The sequence below is a fragment of the Bacillus sp. H1a genome, assembly GCF_000633475.1.
Lineage (GTDB): Bacteria > Bacillota > Bacilli > Bacillales > Bacillaceae_G > Bacillus_A > Bacillus_A paramycoides.
In genome coordinates this window covers 82,787-99,214 of sequence record NZ_AYMH01000039.1, presented here as the reverse complement: position 1 = coordinate 99,214, position 16,428 = coordinate 82,787, and the positions used below count along the sequence as shown (strand labels likewise).

Annotated in this window: 16 protein-coding genes and 1 pseudogene; 13 read left to right on the top strand and 4 right to left on the bottom strand. The window is 36.9% G+C overall.

The window, feature by feature from the left end; genetic code table 11:
• Positions 1 to 529, top strand: a 529-nt coding sequence (locus tag U860_RS0117855) for a prealbumin-like fold domain-containing protein (RefSeq protein ID WP_029953022.1), incomplete at its 5' end; no start/stop codon positions are given.
• 31 nt (positions 530 to 560) lie between these two features.
• Here the strand turns inward: U860_RS0117855 and U860_RS0117850 are convergent.
• Positions 561 to 1,319 (bottom strand): TrmB family transcriptional regulator, encoded by a 759-nt coding sequence (locus U860_RS0117850; RefSeq protein ID WP_025149616.1) that lies wholly within the window; start codon positions 1,317 to 1,319, stop codon positions 561 to 563.
• A 208-nt stretch (positions 1,320 to 1,527) separates the two neighbouring features.
• Between U860_RS0117850 and U860_RS0117845 the strand changes: the two genes are divergently transcribed.
• From U860_RS0117845 to U860_RS0117830, 4 genes are all read left to right on the top strand, one after another.
• Entirely contained in the window at positions 1,528 to 3,528 is a 2,001-nt protein-coding gene (locus U860_RS0117845; protein WP_025149615.1) for a methyl-accepting chemotaxis protein, read from the top strand.
• A gap of 77 nt (positions 3,529 to 3,605) precedes the next feature.
• The gene (locus U860_RS0117840; RefSeq protein ID WP_001018862.1) at positions 3,606 to 3,908 is read left to right on the top strand and encodes an MTH1187 family thiamine-binding protein; all 303 of its coding nucleotides are present in this window, start codon (positions 3,606 to 3,608) and stop codon (positions 3,906 to 3,908) included.
• 57 nt (positions 3,909 to 3,965) lie between these two features.
• A complete protein-coding gene (locus U860_RS0117835) occupies positions 3,966 to 4,211 on the top strand; it encodes a YusU family protein (RefSeq protein ID WP_002145027.1) in 246 nt (81 codons plus the stop codon).
• Between the two features lie 310 nt (positions 4,212 to 4,521).
• Complete coding sequence (locus tag U860_RS0117830; protein WP_002174080.1) at positions 4,522 to 5,439, top strand: proline dehydrogenase; 918 nt, start codon at positions 4,522 to 4,524, stop codon at positions 5,437 to 5,439.
• Positions 5,440 to 5,461: 22 nt separating this feature from the next.
• Here the strand turns inward: U860_RS0117830 and U860_RS0117825 are convergent, their stop codons facing one another.
• Together U860_RS0117825 and U860_RS31685 are read right to left on the bottom strand one after the other, a co-directional pair.
• Positions 5,462 to 6,301 (bottom strand): serine hydrolase, encoded by an 840-nt coding sequence (locus tag U860_RS0117825; RefSeq protein WP_025149614.1) that lies wholly within the window; start codon positions 6,299 to 6,301, stop codon positions 5,462 to 5,464.
• A gap of 97 nt (positions 6,302 to 6,398) precedes the next feature.
• Positions 6,399 to 6,545 carry a YuzL family protein gene (locus tag U860_RS31685; RefSeq protein WP_002174078.1) on the bottom strand — a complete coding sequence of 49 codons (147 nt, stop codon included), beginning with the start codon at positions 6,543 to 6,545 and terminating at the stop codon, positions 6,399 to 6,401.
• 237 nt (positions 6,546 to 6,782) lie between these two features.
• Here U860_RS31685 and U860_RS0117815 point away from each other — a divergent pair, with 237 nt between their 5' ends.
• The 4 genes from U860_RS0117815 (at position 6,783) to U860_RS0117800 (ending at position 13,125) form a co-directional block, all read left to right on the top strand.
• Complete coding sequence (locus U860_RS0117815) at positions 6,783 to 9,164, top strand: 3-hydroxyacyl-CoA dehydrogenase/enoyl-CoA hydratase family protein (RefSeq protein ID WP_025149613.1); 2,382 nt, start codon at positions 6,783 to 6,785, stop codon at positions 9,162 to 9,164.
• A 21-nt stretch (positions 9,165 to 9,185) separates the two neighbouring features.
• Positions 9,186 to 10,358, top strand: coding sequence for an acetyl-CoA C-acetyltransferase (locus U860_RS0117810; RefSeq protein ID WP_001206342.1), 1,173 nt, complete (start codon positions 9,186 to 9,188; stop codon positions 10,356 to 10,358).
• A 144-nt stretch (positions 10,359 to 10,502) separates the two neighbouring features.
• Complete coding sequence (locus U860_RS0117805; RefSeq protein ID WP_002174076.1) at positions 10,503 to 12,287, top strand: acyl-CoA dehydrogenase family protein; 1,785 nt, start codon at positions 10,503 to 10,505, stop codon at positions 12,285 to 12,287.
• 115 nt (positions 12,288 to 12,402) lie between these two features.
• Entirely contained in the window at positions 12,403 to 13,125 is a 723-nt protein-coding gene (locus U860_RS0117800) for an MBL fold metallo-hydrolase (protein WP_025149612.1), read from the top strand.
• A gap of 28 nt (positions 13,126 to 13,153) precedes the next feature.
• Here the strand turns inward: U860_RS0117800 and U860_RS36865 are convergent, their stop codons facing one another.
• The gene (locus U860_RS36865; RefSeq protein ID WP_275887058.1) at positions 13,154 to 13,282 is read right to left on the bottom strand and encodes a hypothetical protein; all 129 of its coding nucleotides are present in this window, start codon (positions 13,280 to 13,282) and stop codon (positions 13,154 to 13,156) included.
• A gap of 433 nt (positions 13,283 to 13,715) precedes the next feature.
• On the opposite strand from U860_RS36865, the gene U860_RS0117790 reads away from it, so the two are divergent.
• From U860_RS0117790 to U860_RS0117770, 4 genes and pseudogenes are all read left to right on the top strand, one after another.
• Positions 13,716 to 13,901 (top strand): hypothetical protein, encoded by a 186-nt coding sequence (locus U860_RS0117790; protein WP_025149611.1) that lies wholly within the window; start codon positions 13,716 to 13,718, stop codon positions 13,899 to 13,901.
• A 13-nt stretch (positions 13,902 to 13,914) separates the two neighbouring features.
• Positions 13,915 to 14,163 carry a spore coat protein gene (locus tag U860_RS0117785; protein WP_025149610.1) on the top strand — a complete coding sequence of 83 codons (249 nt, stop codon included), beginning with the start codon at positions 13,915 to 13,917 and terminating at the stop codon, positions 14,161 to 14,163.
• Between the two features lie 4 nt (positions 14,164 to 14,167).
• Positions 14,168 to 15,360: pseudogene (locus tag U860_RS0117775) on the top strand (L-lactate dehydrogenase).
• Positions 15,361 to 15,382: 22 nt separating this feature from the next.
• On the top strand, positions 15,383 to 16,396 hold the full coding sequence (locus tag U860_RS0117770) for a PTS sugar transporter subunit IIC (protein WP_025149609.1): 1,014 nt from the start codon (positions 15,383 to 15,385) through the stop codon (positions 16,394 to 16,396).
• The last annotated feature ends 32 nt before the right edge of the window (positions 16,397 to 16,428 follow it).

The following is a 16,428-nucleotide window of genomic DNA, read 5'->3' as shown; positions in this document are numbered from 1 at the left end:
AGAAATTATTAAGCATATCGTTCAAGATAAAAAAGTAGAAGGTGAACTAGAAATAACAAAAGTAGATGTAGCAGATGGAAATACGAAACTACCAAATGCAGAGTTTACAATTTATAACGAACAAGGGAAAGAAGTAGTAAAAGGGAAAACGGATGAGCAAGGTGTAGCGAAATTTAAACTACCATACGGAAAGTACACATATAAAGAAACAATAGCGCCGAATGGATATGTAATTAGTGAGGAGACATTTGCATTCGAAATAAAAGAGAATGGAGAAATTATTAAGCATACTGTAAAGAACAAGAAAGAAGAGAAACCTTCTACAACTCCTAAACCGGATCAGCCTCAAACACCGGGTGGAGAAGTAAAACCTTCTACAGATGATGTGAAGTCAATAGAAAAGCCTGCTAAGGATGAAGTTCGTTTACCAATGACAGGTGGTACGAAAGAGTTTGCGCTCTTATTTATTCTAGGGATTGGATTTATAATTGCTGGGGCATATGTGTTAAGAATGAGACAAAAAGCATAACAAAAAACGCCTTGAAATAAAGGCGTTTTTTTTAATATCTCAACTTCATCAATAAACTCTTAATTTCCTCATCTTCCATAAAGAGATCATGGTGCTTCTCTGTAATCTTCGCAAGTGCAACGTCATGATAGAAGAATTCCGTAAAAAATTTCACGAAAGGCTGCGACATTGTTTTCATCGCTTGCCATGATTCTTGTTCTACACCAGCAAATAAAATTTCGCGACCGTCAACGATGAGCAGTAAGTAGCGCTCTAATGCGTTAGGCTCTTCAGTTGGGATTAGAAAATGCATGTTTTCTAAGTCTGTTTCTACTTTTCCAACTATGAGGGCCTCGATCTGGACACCTTGTTTTGCCTTTTGTTCTAGTAAAGGAAGATATTCTAAAAGGGTATCATTCCATGCGGAGATGCGTATGGATTCTTTCGCATCCTCTACAAGTTGTCTACTTTGCACTTTAATAGAAGACTGCATTTTTAAACTCCAAACACGGTCATCTGTAAATGATTTTTTAGAAATATTATTTTCAAGTTCTTTAATATTAGATTGGAATTCTGTCGTTAACTTTTCAATTGCTAGCTTGAGGGGTAATGCTGTATACAATTTTTTCTTTTCTGAAACAGAATCCATTACCATCCCTTTATCAATTAGGCGTGTTAACACTTCATATATTTTTGCTTTTGGAACACCTGAATGTTTAACAATGGTTGTTGCATCTAATGGTTCATTGCTTGATACGACAACTTCATAAGCTTGGCTTTCATATTGTGAGAAACCGAATTTTTGTAACATAGTTCCCTCCGAACGAATGAGATTATATGTTAAGGATAATGAACTATTTGTTTTTACACAAGTGTTACGATAATAACTAAGTTGATTGAAATGAGAACAAATTTCAATTTTTTAAACTATTTAGATTGAGCTTTCATGTTTATCTATTATACTTAATATAGTGATTAATATGATTAAATTTCATCAAGAAGGGGATGCTTGGGGGAAGATGTTGAGAAGTTTACGTTTAAAAATTGCGGTAGTATTTTCGGTGCTTATTTCTATGATGTTTGTAATATTAGGTACAGCTGTGTATCAGTTACAGAAAGAGAAGGAGACTCGTTCCCTTGATCAGTATTCTCAAAATACGATGGATCTTGTAACAGAGCAGTTAACTGCATTTATGCAGCGAATTGAAGAAGATATGGGACATTATGGAAGTCATGATGATATTCAAAATATGTTACAAGATGGGGTTACTCCAGAAGAGGAGAGTTTTATTTTAAAAGAATTTTCAAGATTTAAAAAGAATCATCCTGATATTTTAGATGTATATATTGGGACGAAAGATAAAAAAACGTTAAGCGCAAATCTTGCTGACGGAGGAAAAGTACCTGAGGGATATGATCCAACAAGTCGTCCTTGGTATAAAACATCAGAAGCAGATACAAAATCGATTATTTGGGGACAACCACAATATGAAATCGCGACAGGTAAGTTAAGTATTGGAGTTTCAAAAGCCATTGTCGGACAAGATGGTTCTATGTTAGGGGTTGTAGCAATGGATGTATCATTAGGGACGATTCAAAAGCTACTCCATAATATTCAATATAATAATGGCGGAGAAATGTTTATTGTAAATGATAAAAATATTGCCATTGTGTATCCAGAAAAAGTAGGAAAAGATGTTTCAAAAGAACCACTCGTTAAAAGCTTACATAAAGATGAAACGAAATTTGCGGTGGCGACATTAGGTGGGAAAGATGTAGTAGCATATAGTCAGTTATTTGATAAGATGAAATGGGAAATTGGGATTGTATATCCGAAAGAATCAATTGATAACTTACTCGTAGAAACAAGAAATACAGTTATTATAATGGCATGTATAAGTTTATTGATTGGAATATTAGCTTCATATTTATTCTCAAGAAGATTAGCAAGACCGTTACAATTGTTAACGAATCACGTTCATAAAGTAGCGGAAGGTGATTTAACACTGCAAATGAAAGTGACAAGTAAAGATGAGGTTGGTACGCTTACGACTCACTTTAATCATATGGTGGAGCAAATGAATGAAATGGTAAGTAAAATTAAAAATAGTGTATCGACAGTGCAACAATCGACGCATAATCTGCATTATTTAACGAATGAAACGGTAGCAGCTAGTAGAGAAGTATCAGGTGCAATGGATGATGTGAGCGGGGGAGCATCTACTCTTGCTAATAGTGTAGATGAAGTTTCAGCGCAGCTTGAGAATATGGCGCAGTCAGTGGAACAAATGAATAGCTCCGTTGGTGAAATAAAAGGAGTGGCTGGCAAAGCAGAAGAGGCATCTAAGCAAGGATTAAATACGATGCGGAATTTAGTTCGTACAAAAGGAGAATCATCTTCGATTGTTGTTCATACAGAGGAAGCATCCGGTAAGTTAGAGCAAAGAGTCGGATCGATTCAAAATGTTGTAGAGCTTATAAAAGGTATTTCGGATCAAACGAATTTACTTGCTCTAAATGCTTCGATTGAGGCAGCTCGTGCAGGTGAGCAAGGTAAGGGATTTGCGGTTGTTGCGGAAGAAGTTCGAAAATTAGCTGAACAATCAAAAGAGGCAACAGGAGAAATCGCAACGATGATTGGTGATGTACAATTAGAAGTAAAACGAGTTGTAGAAGTCGTAAGTAAATTGAAAGATATTGCGGATATACAAAATCAAGTGACGACAGAGGCAGAAACGGAATTCCGCACGATTATGTCAGTTGTAAATACGATTAGTACCTCAGTTGAAAAAATTGTAGAAGAGGTAAATAATATAGGTCACGAGCAAGGAGAAATTACAGAGGTAATGCAAACAATTGCTGGTACGAGTCAAGAAAGTGCAGCTGTTTCTGAAGAGGTAAATGCTGCAACTGAATCGCAAGTGAATCATTTAGAAAAAGTAGCTCATACGATGGAAAGTTTGACAGAGCATATGAGAGACTTAGAAAGATTAGTTGAGCAGTTTAAAGTAGAGGAATAACAAATTAGTAAAATGATGAGGATTTCGGTAAAATAGACAATGGATATATAAGAAGCAATTATAGGAGGAAGACTACGATGGCAATTGTTGATGTATCGATTATTCCAGTAGGAACAGGTAATCCAAGTGTTAGTGAATATGTAGCAGAAGTACAAAAAGTGTTAGAGAAAAATGCTGATCGCGTGAAGTATCAATTAACACCGATGAATACAGTAATTGAAGGAGATCTTCCTGTTATTCTAGAAGTAATTCAACAAATGCACGAAGTTCCATATACGAAAGGTGCACAGCGCGTTGCGACAACAATTCGTATCGATGATCGTCGTGATAAAGTAAGCACGATGGAGAAGAAGTTAAACTCTGTTCGATCAAAATTATAAGAAAAAGCAGCGATCTTCGCTGCTTTTTTTATAGTGTTACATATAGGAGGAAATGAGATGAGTGAGAAGTTTAATGAGCAATTTGATGGACTTTTAGAAAAGTATACAGAGCTATTGCTAGGAGAAAGTAATGAAGAACGAAAAGAGCAGGTGCAAAAATGGGCACTTTATTCTTACATCGCTAAGACGATGCCAGCTTTAGTGAAGCATTGGAATGAGACGTATCCAGACGCGAAAGAAGAGATGGTACAGTTAATTACGAATATTAAAAAGTTAAATGATGAGAAGCGAAATGAGAAGTGAGAAAGCTTGAGGTAATGTTACCTCAAGTTTTCTTTATTAATATCCTTATATAACTTACATGGAATATAAAGGGTTTTATAAGCATGTCGAATATTTTCAGTATGCTTATTTTTTGCCTAGTAAACCTGTTTTTTCTAAATGTCGAAAAATATTTCCTTCATATTTACAAGCGAGAATATAGGTTTTTAAATATTTTTATAGTATTTTATAAATTATCTAAATAATTATTTGTATCAAATAATTTTAAAGAATGATATAATTTTGAAGAGGGGTAAAAAACAGATAAAGTACAGTCATAGGGGTGAATTACATGGAACAATTAATGCGAAATTCGTTTCTTTTCTTGTCAAAAAATAAAGCGCTAACAAAACTGGCTAAAAAGTACGGTTTGCGCTTTGGTGCAGGTCGCTTCGTCGCAGGGGAGACGATTGAATTAGCGACAGCGGCAATTCAACAATTAAACAAGCAAGGTCTTTGTGTAACAATCGATTATTTAGGTGAATTCGTTGATAATGAAGCCGAAGCAAATGAAATGGCTACCCAATCGATTGAAGCGATTCGTGCAATTGGAAGAGAAGGTCTTGATTCGCAGCTTTCTTTAAAAATGACTTCTATGGGATTAGATATCTCTGATGAGATTGTAATGAATAATATGCGCCGCATTTTAGAAGCTGCAAAAGAAAATGGTGTGTTTGTTACAATTGATATGGAAGACTATACGCGTTGCGGAAAAACAATTGATATCTTTAAACAATTAAAATCTGAATACGATAATATCGGTACTGTTATTCAAGCGTACTTATATCGTACAGAAAAAGATATTGAAGATTTAAATGCTTATAATCCGAATTTACGTCTTGTAAAAGGGGCTTATAAAGAACCTGAAGAAGTAGCGTTCCCGGACAAGAAAGATGTAGATGACAATTATAAAAAAATTATTAAAATGCACTTATTAAATGGAAATTACACTGCAATTGCTTCACATGACGAAGCGATTATTGAATATACGAAAAAACTTGCCGAAGAACACAATATTTCAAGGGATCAATTTGAATTCCAAATGTTATTTGGTATTCGTACAGAGCGTCAACTTGAGCTAGTAAAAGAAGGTTATAAAATGCGTGTTTACGTGCCTTATGGAAACGACTGGTATGGTTATTTCATGCGCCGTCTAGCAGAGCGCCCAGCAAACGTTGCATTCGTTTTAAAAGGTATGATCAAAAAATAACCAAGGAGAAAATTCTCCTTGGTTATTTTAATTGTTGAAATGCGTAATGTGCCATTTTCTTCGTATCAGGATATAGCTGTGTACGAGTAGAAGATAATACGACGTTAATAACACGTTTACCGTCTTTTTCATCAACAGTTACGACTGTATATTTTCCGAGTGCAGATAAACCGCTTTTACTTCCAATCGCATATGGATCGTCATATAGTTCTTCTCGTCCATAGTTTGCAATTTTGGGAGAGCGCTCTGAAGTATGTAGTGTTGTGCGTGTTGAATTCATATATTCTAAAACAATCGGATATTTTAATGCTTCTTTCGTAATAATAGCAATGTCATAAGGTGATACTTTATTTCCAAGTGCATCAGCACCGCTTGCGTTTTTGAAAGTTGCATGTTTTGTACCAAGTTCCTTCGCTCTAGCATTCATCATTTTAACAAACGCTTCTTTTGATCCTGCAATATGTTCTGCAATTGATTCAGCGATTGGGTCTGCACTAATGATCAGCATAAGCTTTAATGCCTCATCACGTTTTAATTTTTCACCCGCGCGTAGCTTAATCTTTGTACTTTGACTTTCTGTTTTAATCGCATTCTCCGTAACCATAATTTCCTCATCTTCTTTTACATTCTCTAGTAAGAGAAGGGTCGTCATCATTTTGGCTATACTAGCCGGATAAGAGCGTTCATCTTCACGTTTTCCATACAAAATTTTCCCTGTGTCTGCATCGATTGTAATCCCATATTGACCAGTAATATCTGGTTGATCTGCTCTTACAACTTGTTGCCTATGTGCATAAGAGAAGAAAATCATCCCTGTAAATAGTGTGGCAATCATTACAATCATAATTATTGTTCGTTTCATCGTCGTTCCCTCTTTTGTTTTCCATATGTACAAATAAATTGGGCAGAAAAAGCAGCCATTAATCATTATGCCACGTTCTCTGCCCAAAAATATAGCGTTATTTTTCGCCCATATTATGCTTCTTATATTGTTGGTTATTACCTTGACGCCCTTTTTCAACGCCACGATCAGTTGGACCAGCGTTTCCTGTTACGCTTGCTGCACTAATTCCAGCTTTTGAAGGGTTCTTCTTAATTCTTGCCATATATATTCCTCCAGTTTCGTCAGATTATAAAAAGGAAAAGTGTATTTGAGTAACGAAAATACACATACATAGCATAGCCAAATGAAAGAAAAGTATTTATTTCAGAAAATTTTATCAATAAATATATTGCGAAAATTCAAACGTTGTCATATATTTATTAGTAGAGGCTCACTCATTGATTGCGACTTATGTCGAAAAATTGAATGAGCATTCATTCAAGAATAGGGGGAGAATTGGATGTTCCAAATTAAAAAGGCTGCTGTTCTAGGTTCAGGCGTAATGGGTTCAGGAATTGCGGCACACTTAGCTAATATTGGTATTCCGACATTATTGCTTGATATTGTACCACCGGCGCTTACGAAAGAAGAAGAAGCGAAGGGACTTACATTAGAACATAAAAGTGTGAGAAATCGTTTTAGTAACACTGCACTACAAAAACTAGTAAAGCAAAAACCAGCTCCTCTGACAGTGAAAGGTAATCTAGCGCTGATTGAAGCAGGTAACTTAGAAGATGATCTTGAGCGTCTTGCTGATGTAGATTGGATTATTGAAGTAGTAGTTGAAAACTTAGATATAAAGAAAAAACTATTTGAAAAAGTAGATGCTGTTCGTAAACCAGGCTCGATTGTGAGCTCAAATACATCAGGCATTTCCGTTGAAAAAATGGCAGAAGGTCGTTCAGACGACTTCCAGAAACACTTCTTAGGTACACACTTTTTTAACCCACCACGATATTTAAAACTTCTAGAGGTAATACCGACGAAAGAAACTGATCCACAAGTATTAAGCTTCATGAAATTATTTGGCGAAGACGTTCTTGGAAAAGGCGTTGTTATCGCAAAAGACACACCAAACTTTATCGGAAACCGCATCGGTACGTACGGCTTGCTTGTAACGCTTCAAGAAATGATTAAGCGTGGCTATAGCGTTGGAGAAGTTGACTCTGTAACAGGTCCATTAATTGGTCGTCCGAAGAGCGCAACGTTCCGTACATTAGATGTTGTTGGTTTAGATACATTTGTACACGTTGCAAATAACGTATATGAAAATGTACAAGAAGAAGAGCGCGACGTATTTAAAGTACCTGCTTTCATGCATGACATGCTTGAGAAAAAATGGCTTGGAAGTAAAACTGGTCAAGGCTTCTTCTTAAAACAAGGAAAAGAAATTTTAGAATTAAATCCTGAAACGATGGAATACGAAGCGCGTAAAAAATTAAAAGCTGCATCCGTAGAGTTAAGTAAGCAAGAAAAAGGATTAGCGAATAAATTGAAAGCGCTTGTATACGCAAAAGATCGCGCAGGAGAGTTGTTATGGAATATTATCACACCAACTCTTTTATACTCTGCAAAACTTCATAAAGAAATTGCTGACGATATTGTTGCAATTGACCAAGCAATGAAATGGGGCTTCGGCTGGGAGCAAGGACCATTTGAAATTTGGGATGCAATCGGCGTTGAAAAGTCCGTTCAAAAGATGGAAGAAAACGGCGCAGTTGTTCCTACTTGGGTGAAAGAAATGTTAGAGAAAGGTTTTACTACTTTCTATAAGTATGATAATGGCGATAGCTACTATTACGATAATGGTGAATATAAGCTAATCGAGCGTAACAAAAAAGCAATTTCTCTTAAACAATTAAAAGAGAAAAACGGCGTGTTAAAGAAAAATAGCGGAGCGAGCTTAATTGATTTAGGTGATGGCATTCTTTGCCTAGAATTCCATTCGAAGAGCAATGCAATCGGTATGGATATTACGCAAATGATTAACTACGCTGTTGATGAAGTAGAAAAGAATTATAAAGGTCTTGTTATCGGAAACCAATCGAAGAACTTCTGCGTTGGTGCGAACCTTGCAATGATCTTAATGGAAGCACAAGATGACAACTACTTTGAAATTGAGTGGGTTGTGAAAAACTTCCAAGATGCAATGACGAAAATTAAGTACTCTTCTAAGCCAGTTGTAGCAGCACCATATGGTATGACGCTTGGCGGCGGTACAGAAGTTTGTTTACCAGCAGCGAGCATTCAAGCTTCTAGCGAAACATATATGGGCTTAGTAGAAGTAGGTGTTGGCTTAATCCCTGGCGGAGGCGGTAACAAAGAGCTATACATTAAACACTTAAACAAAATGGCAAATGGTGTAGAATTCGACTTACAAAAAGTTGCGAATAAAGTATTTGAATCTGTAGCGATGGCGAAAGTTTCTACATCAGCACAAGAAGCTGTATATAACAACTTCTTAGGCGATAAAGACGGTATTAGTGTGAATGGTGATCACTTACTATATGATGCGAAACAAAAAGCGCTTGCTTTATATGAAGCAGGTTATAAAGCGCCGATTCGTAAAAAAATACCAGTTGTTGGCGAAACAGGCTATGCAACGCTTGTACTTGGTGCAGAAGCAATGCATTTATCTGGTTATATTTCTGAGTATGATCTTCACATTGCGAAGAAACTTGCATATGTCATTGCGGGCGGAAAAGTACCGTACGGAACAGAAGTTGACGAGCAATATTTATTAGATGTAGAACGTGAAGCATTTATTAGCTTAGTAAGTGAGATGAAATCACAAGCAAGAATGCAGCACATGCTTGTAAAAGGGAAGCCATTACGTAACTAATAACGAGGGGAGATATCGTTCATGAGAGAAGCTGTCATTGTTGCGGGAGCAAGAACACCAATTGGGAAAGCAAAGAGGGGTTCATTGAAAACAGTTCGTCCTGACGATCTAGGGGCGTTAGTAGTAAAGGAAACGTTAAAGCGTGCGAATTATGAAGGACCAATCGACGATTTGATTTTCGGTTGCGCGATGCCAGAAGCTGAGCAAGGTTTAAATATGGCACGTAATATTGGCGGATTAGCAGGACTTTCTTACGATGTTCCAGCTATTACAATTAACCGTTACTGTTCTTCAGGTTTACAAAGTATTGCTTACGGAGCAGAGCGCATTATGCTTGGGCACTCTGAAGCTGTATTATCAGGCGGAGCGGAATCAATGAGTTTAGTTCCAATGATGGGACACGTTGTTCGTCCGAATAGTCGCCTTGTAGAAGCGGCTCCAGAATATTATATGGGTATGGGACATACAGCAGAGCAAGTTGCTGTGAAATATGGAATTTCTCGTGAAGAGCAAGATGCATTTGCGGTAAGAAGTCATCAGCGCGCAGCAAAAGCATTAGCTGCAGGGAACTTTGCTGATGAAACAGTATCTGTGGATGTAACGTTACGTACCGTTGGATCAAACAACAAATTGCAAGAAGAAACGATCATTTTCGCACAAGACGAAGGTGTAAGAGCAGAGACGACGCTAGACATTTTAGGTAAATTACGTCCAGCATTTAACGTTCGCGGTTCTGTAACAGCTGGTAACTCTTCACAAATGAGTGACGGCGCAGCATCTGTACTATTAATGGATCGTGAAAAAGCAGTGAGCGATGGCATGAAACCACTTGCGAAATTCCGTTCATTTGCAGTAGCTGGAGTACCACCAGAAGTAATGGGAATCGGCCCAATCGCTGCAATTCCGAAAGCGTTAAAACTAGCTGGTTTAGAGCTATCCGATATCGGCTTATTCGAACTAAATGAAGCATTCGCTTCTCAATCTATCCAAGTTATTCGTGAGCTTGGATTAGATGAAGAAAAAGTAAACGTAAACGGCGGTGCAATCGCACTTGGACATCCACTTGGCTGTACAGGAGCGAAACTAACACTATCTCTTATTCACGAAATGAAACGCCGTAACGAACAATTCGGTATCGTAACAATGTGTATCGGCGGCGGAATGGGAGCTGCGGGAGTATTTGAATTACTATAAAAAAAGTGGAAGCGGCTTGCTTAGAACAAGAGGACGCTAAAGTAAAGAATGGAAGCAACAAAGGCTTATAAAAAATAAAAGGGAGAGCCAGCTTCTTTCAAAACGAGAGAAGCGGCTTATGAAAATATGAAGGAGGAAATTTTCATGGAAAAAACAGTAGGAAGTGCGGTTAAAGGCGGTAGCTTTTTAGTTGATGAGATTACGATTGATCAAGTGTTTACGCCAGAAGATTTTTCATCTGAGCATAAAATGATTGCAAAAACGACAGAGGACTTTATCGTAAATGAAGTTCTTCCAGAGCTTGAATATTTAGAGCAACACGAATTTGATCGTTCTGTTCGCCTTTTAAAAGAAGCTGGTGAACTTGGTTTATTAGGCGCTGACGTACCAGAAGAGTACGGCGGAATTGGCCTTGATAAAGTAAGTTCAGCGTTAATCGCAGAGAAATTCTCTCGCGCTGGTGGCTTTGCAATTACTCACGGTGCTCACGTTGGTATCGGATCTTTACCAATCGTATTATTCGGTAACGAAGAGCAAAAGAAAAAATATTTACCACTACTTGCAACTGGTGAAAAATTAGCTGCATATGCATTAACTGAGCCAGGTTCTGGATCTGACGCTTTAGGTGCAAAAACAACTGCACGTTTAAATGCAGAAGGTACACATTACGTATTAAATGGTGAAAAACAATGGATTACAAACTCTGCATTCGCTGATGTATTTGTTGTATATGCAAAAATAGATGGCGAGCATTTCTCAGCATTTATCGTAGAGAAAGAGTATGCTGGCGTATCTACAAGCCCAGAAGAAAAGAAAATGGGTATTAAATGTTCTTCAACTCGTACGTTAATTTTAGAAGATGCATTAGTACCGAAAGAAAACTTACTTGGTGAAATCGGTAAAGGTCATATTATCGCGTTCAACATTTTAAATATCGGCCGTTATAAATTAGGTGTTGGTACAGTTGGATCTGCGAAACGTGCAGTAGAAATTTCAGCACAATATGCAAACCAACGTCAACAGTTCAAACAACCAATCGCTCGCTTCCCATTAATTCAAGAGAAACTTGCGAATATGGCAGCGAAAACATATGCAGCTGAAAGCTCTGTATATCGTACAGTAGGTTTATTCGAAAGCCGTATGAGCACATTATCTGAAGAAGAAGTAAAAGACGGTAAAGCAGTAGCAGCTTCTATCGCTGAATATGCAATCGAGTGCTCTTTAAATAAAGTATTCGGTTCTGAAGTGTTAGATTATACAGTAGATGAAGGTGTTCAAATTCACGGTGGTTATGGATTTATGGCAGAGTACGAGATTGAAAGAATGTACCGCGATTCTCGTATTAACCGTATTTTCGAAGGTACGAACGAAATTAACCGCCTAATCGTACCAGGTACGTTCTTACGTAAAGCGATGAAAGGTGAATTACCACTTCTTCAAAAAGCACAAAAATTACAAGAAGAGTTAATGATGATGATGCCAGAAGAAGTAGGCGATGAGCCATTAGCACTTCAAAAGTATTTAGTAAATAACGCGAAGAAAATCGGTTTAATGGTAGCTGGATTAGCTGCTCAAAAATACGGTAAAGCATTAGATAAAGAGCAAGAAATTCTTGTGAATATCGCTGATATCGTAAGCAACCTTTATGCGATGGAATCTGCTGTTCTTCGTACAGAAAAAGCAATTAAAACAACTGGTCTTGAAAAGAATAAACAAAAAGTGTTATACACTGAAGTATTCTGCCAAGAAGCATTCAACGAAATTGAAGCAGACGCGAAAGAAACACTTATCGCAGTTGAAAACGGCGACATGCTGCGCATGATGTTATCATCACTACGCAAACTAACTCGCCACACACCACTTAACGTAATTCCGAAGAAACGTGAAATTGCTGCGAAAATTTTAGAAGATGAGCGTTACACAGTTTAATAGATGAAAGAGAACCAGTGGCCTTATGGCTACTGGTTTTTTTATTGATAGATTCTTGAAAAGGGCTGTTTTACATATGTATTTGTAAACGGCTTTTTTAATGGAGGTAAAGGAGATGAAGTTAATAAGGGGAGAAACAGTTCATCAAATAGCATTTTTCCCGCGTCTATTTCCGATTAACTGTTATTTTGTCGAAGAAGAAACAGGATTAACTTTAATTGATGCAGCTTTACCATTTTGTGCAAAGAAGATTTTAGAATCGGCTCGAAAAATAGGGAAACCGATTACAAATATTGTTATTACACATGCACATGATGATCATGTAGGAGCGCTTGATGCTATAAAACAAGAACTGCTGGATATTCCAGTCTATATTTCTAAAAGAGATGCTCGTTTACTTGAAGGAGATTTGTCGCTGCAACTAGGGGAACCAGGCACGCAGGTAAAAGTGAGTGTGTCAAAAAAAATGAAGACGATTCCAGATATTCTTCTTCAAGAGGGAGATACAATTGGTTCTCTTGTAGCGATTGCAGCTCCAGGTCATACACCAGGATCAATGGCGTTTTTAGACACGAGAAATGATGCACTCATTGTTGGAGATGCATTTCAAACGAGAGGAGGAGTGGCGGTAGCAGGGCAATTGAAGTGGCTTTTTCCGTTTCCTATGTTTGGTACTTGGGATGCAGAAGTTGCATTAACAAGCGCTCAGAAATTGCTGGAGTATAAGCCGTCTATATTGGCGACAGGTCACGGGAAGATGATTAAAGATCCATTATTGCAAATGCAAAGAGCGATTGAAGAAGCGGAACGGAATTTAACAAGGAAGAGCCTCAAATAATTTAGAGGCTCTTTTTTGTTAGATGATATTATTTTGCAGGTTTTAAAAAGGTATATACGGCTAAGAAAAAACAAAGGAAAATAAATGCGATAGGATCTTGATATGGATTAGGTTCAGAGCCTTTCTGGATTTCTGTAAGGAAGTCATGTGCTTTCATGTGTATCTCTCCTTTTATTCATAAACTTTATATGCAGTGAGAATCATGATGAATAAGTAAGGTGGTGTAATGACAAGTAGTAAGAGGTGTTTTAAAATTTTGAGTTTTCATTTAATAATTATTATATACTAATTTAATTTTCAAAACTATAGAATGCAAAGCTTTCATGATATGTAAAATTACATATTATTCTTTTTGAAAATCTCGTTATTTATCTTTATATTTATATTAAAGGATTTTAATTATGGAACGGACTTGTGAGTATAAGTATGATTGTATCTCTATAATATTGAATAAATATTTAGCATAAAAGATGAATGGCTTAGCTATTCATCTTTTATTTTGTTTACATGTGAAAAAGTTAATCCATGCATACAATCCAAAAAGAACTAAATACTAATATTGAATGAACAAAGAAAGGTAGGAGTATTCTATGCAAAATTTAACAGAACTTGAAGTAGAAAACTTACGTCACTTAATCGGTGGACACGCAACAATTATTAACAAGTTAGAGCAATATGCACAAGAATGTACAGATCCACAACTGAAACAAATGCTACAAAAAGATGCGCAAGATGCACGAAATACGAAACAACAATTAATGACTTTCCTAGGATAGGAGGAAGCGAAAGATGAATGAAAAAGATATGGTAAATGATTATTTAGCAGGATTAAATGCAAGCTTAACAAGTTATGCGAACTATATTGCTCAGTCTGATAATGAACAGTTACATCAAACTTTAATTCAAATTCGTAATCAAGATGAAATGCGTCAACGTAATATGTATGAATACGCAAAGCAAAAAAACTATTATAAACCAGCTGCACCTGCCAATCAAATGATTGTCCAACAATTAAAAAGTCAATTAAGTGCCGAATAGTACGATGAAAAAACGAGCGAATGGATTCGCTCGTTTTTTTATTTTTGTATATGTCAATAAATACAAAAGAAATATTTTTCCAGTTGTAACAAATATGACGAAAATAAAATATAGCATTTCACAAAAAGGACAAAAACTTTGTTCAACTTTTCACAAAGTATCCATGGTTTCTACTGTGAGAATCTCTATAATTAAGAGTGTAAAGAACAAAAGAAATAGATTACATGATCAATTGGGGGGATTGCCATGAATAGAAATACAAGAAAAATTGCAATTATCGGTACTGGATTAGTTGGATCAAGCTGTGCGTACTCCATTGTAAACCAAGGTATTTGCGAAGAGCTATTATTAATTGATATAAATCATGAACGTGCAGTTGGAGAAGCGATGGACTTATCGCACTGCATTAACTTTACAAATACAAGAACAAAAGTATATGCAGGAAGCTATGAAGACTGCAAAGATATGGACATTGTAATTATTACAGCAGGACCAGCACCGAAGCCTGGACAAAGTCGTTTAGATACTTTAGGAGCAAGCGCAAAGATTATGGAAAGTGTCGTAAGTGGCGTAATGGAAAGTGGATTTAATGGCATTTTCTTAATCGCATCGAACCCAGTTGACATTATTACATATCAAGTTTGGAAATTATCTGGTGTACCAAGAAATCGCGTGCTTGGTACTGGTACATCATTAGATTCTTCTCGCTTAAGAACTATTTTATCTGAGATGTTAGGGGTAGATCCTCGTAGCATTCATGGATATTCATTAGGAGAACATGGTGATTCTCAAATGGTTGCTTGGTCTCACGTAACAGTTGGTGGAAAACCAATTCTACAAATTTTAGAGGAACAAAAAGAACGTTTAGGTGAGATAGATTTAGATGAAATTGTTGAGAAGACTGCAAAAGCTGGGTGGGAAATTTATAAACGTAAAGGAACTACTTATTACGGAATTGGAAATTCTTTAGCTTATATTGCTCGTTCAATTTTCAATGATGATCACCGTGTTATCGCTGTTTCAGCTATTTTAGATGGTGAATATGGCGAATACGATATTTGTACAGGAGTACCAGCAATTATTACTAGAGGCGGTGTAAGGGAAGTTGTAGAGCTGAACTTATCAGAAGATGAAGAAAGTCGCTTTGCAAAATCAAACGATGTTTTACGCGATTATATGAAGACAATTGGTTACTAACTTATAGGAGAAGGTGAAACAAATGAAGGAATATATAATGTCTCGTGTGTTTAAAGCATCTGCCGGAATCGCACAGGGTATTTTCGTATCCCTTGGAATTGGTTTACTGATCGAAAATATAGGAAGAATTGTTGATATCCCATTACTTATTACAATCGGGGTTGTTGCAAAATCACTTATGGCACCAGCAATTGGAGCCGGGATTGCTTTTATGCTCGGTGCAAACGGGCTCGTAATCTTTTCGGCGATGGTAGCTGGAGCAATTGGAGCTGGATCAATTTCAATTACTGAAGCTGGTCTTATCATTAAAACAGGTGAACCAATCGGTGCATTATTAACAGCGACTTTAGCAGTTTATATTGGTAAACGATTAAGTGGAAAAACTGCTTTAGATATGATGCTCGTTCCATTTGCAGCGACATTAGGTTCTGGTTTAGTCGGTATTTGGTTAGCTCAAAATATTAGCCCAGTTTTAAATACAGTTGGAGCATTCATTAAAGATAGTTCAGCTGGTAGCCCATTTATCGCTTCTATCGTGATTGCTGTAGTTTGGGGATTGTTACTTATCTCTCCGGCTTCATCAGCTGCTTTAGCGATAGCACTTAGCTTAGATGGTGTTGCAGGAGGTGCAGCACTTGCAGGATGTGTTGCTCAATTTATCGGATTCTCTGTTATTTCAGCGAAAGAAAATAATTTAGGTGGCATATTAGCTCAGGCACTTTGTACTCCAAAAGTACAGTTGCCGAACATTACTAAAAACCCAATGATTCTCGTCCCAACTGTCGTCGCCAGCGCTATAGTCGGCCCGGTATCAGCATTAATTTTCCAACTAGAAGCAGGAAAAGAAATTGCGGGACTTGGATTAAGCTCTCTTATCGCGCCAATTAATTTAATTTCCAGCCAAGGGTGGGAGGTTGTCCCAGCGATGGTAATCACTTATATCATCATCCCAGTAGCCGTTTCTTATATACTTTACATTGCTCTTAAAAAAGCAGGTCGTATCCATTCAGGTGATATGACTGTACCGCAATCTTAATTTGAAAATCTCCTTAATATAGATAAAAGCAG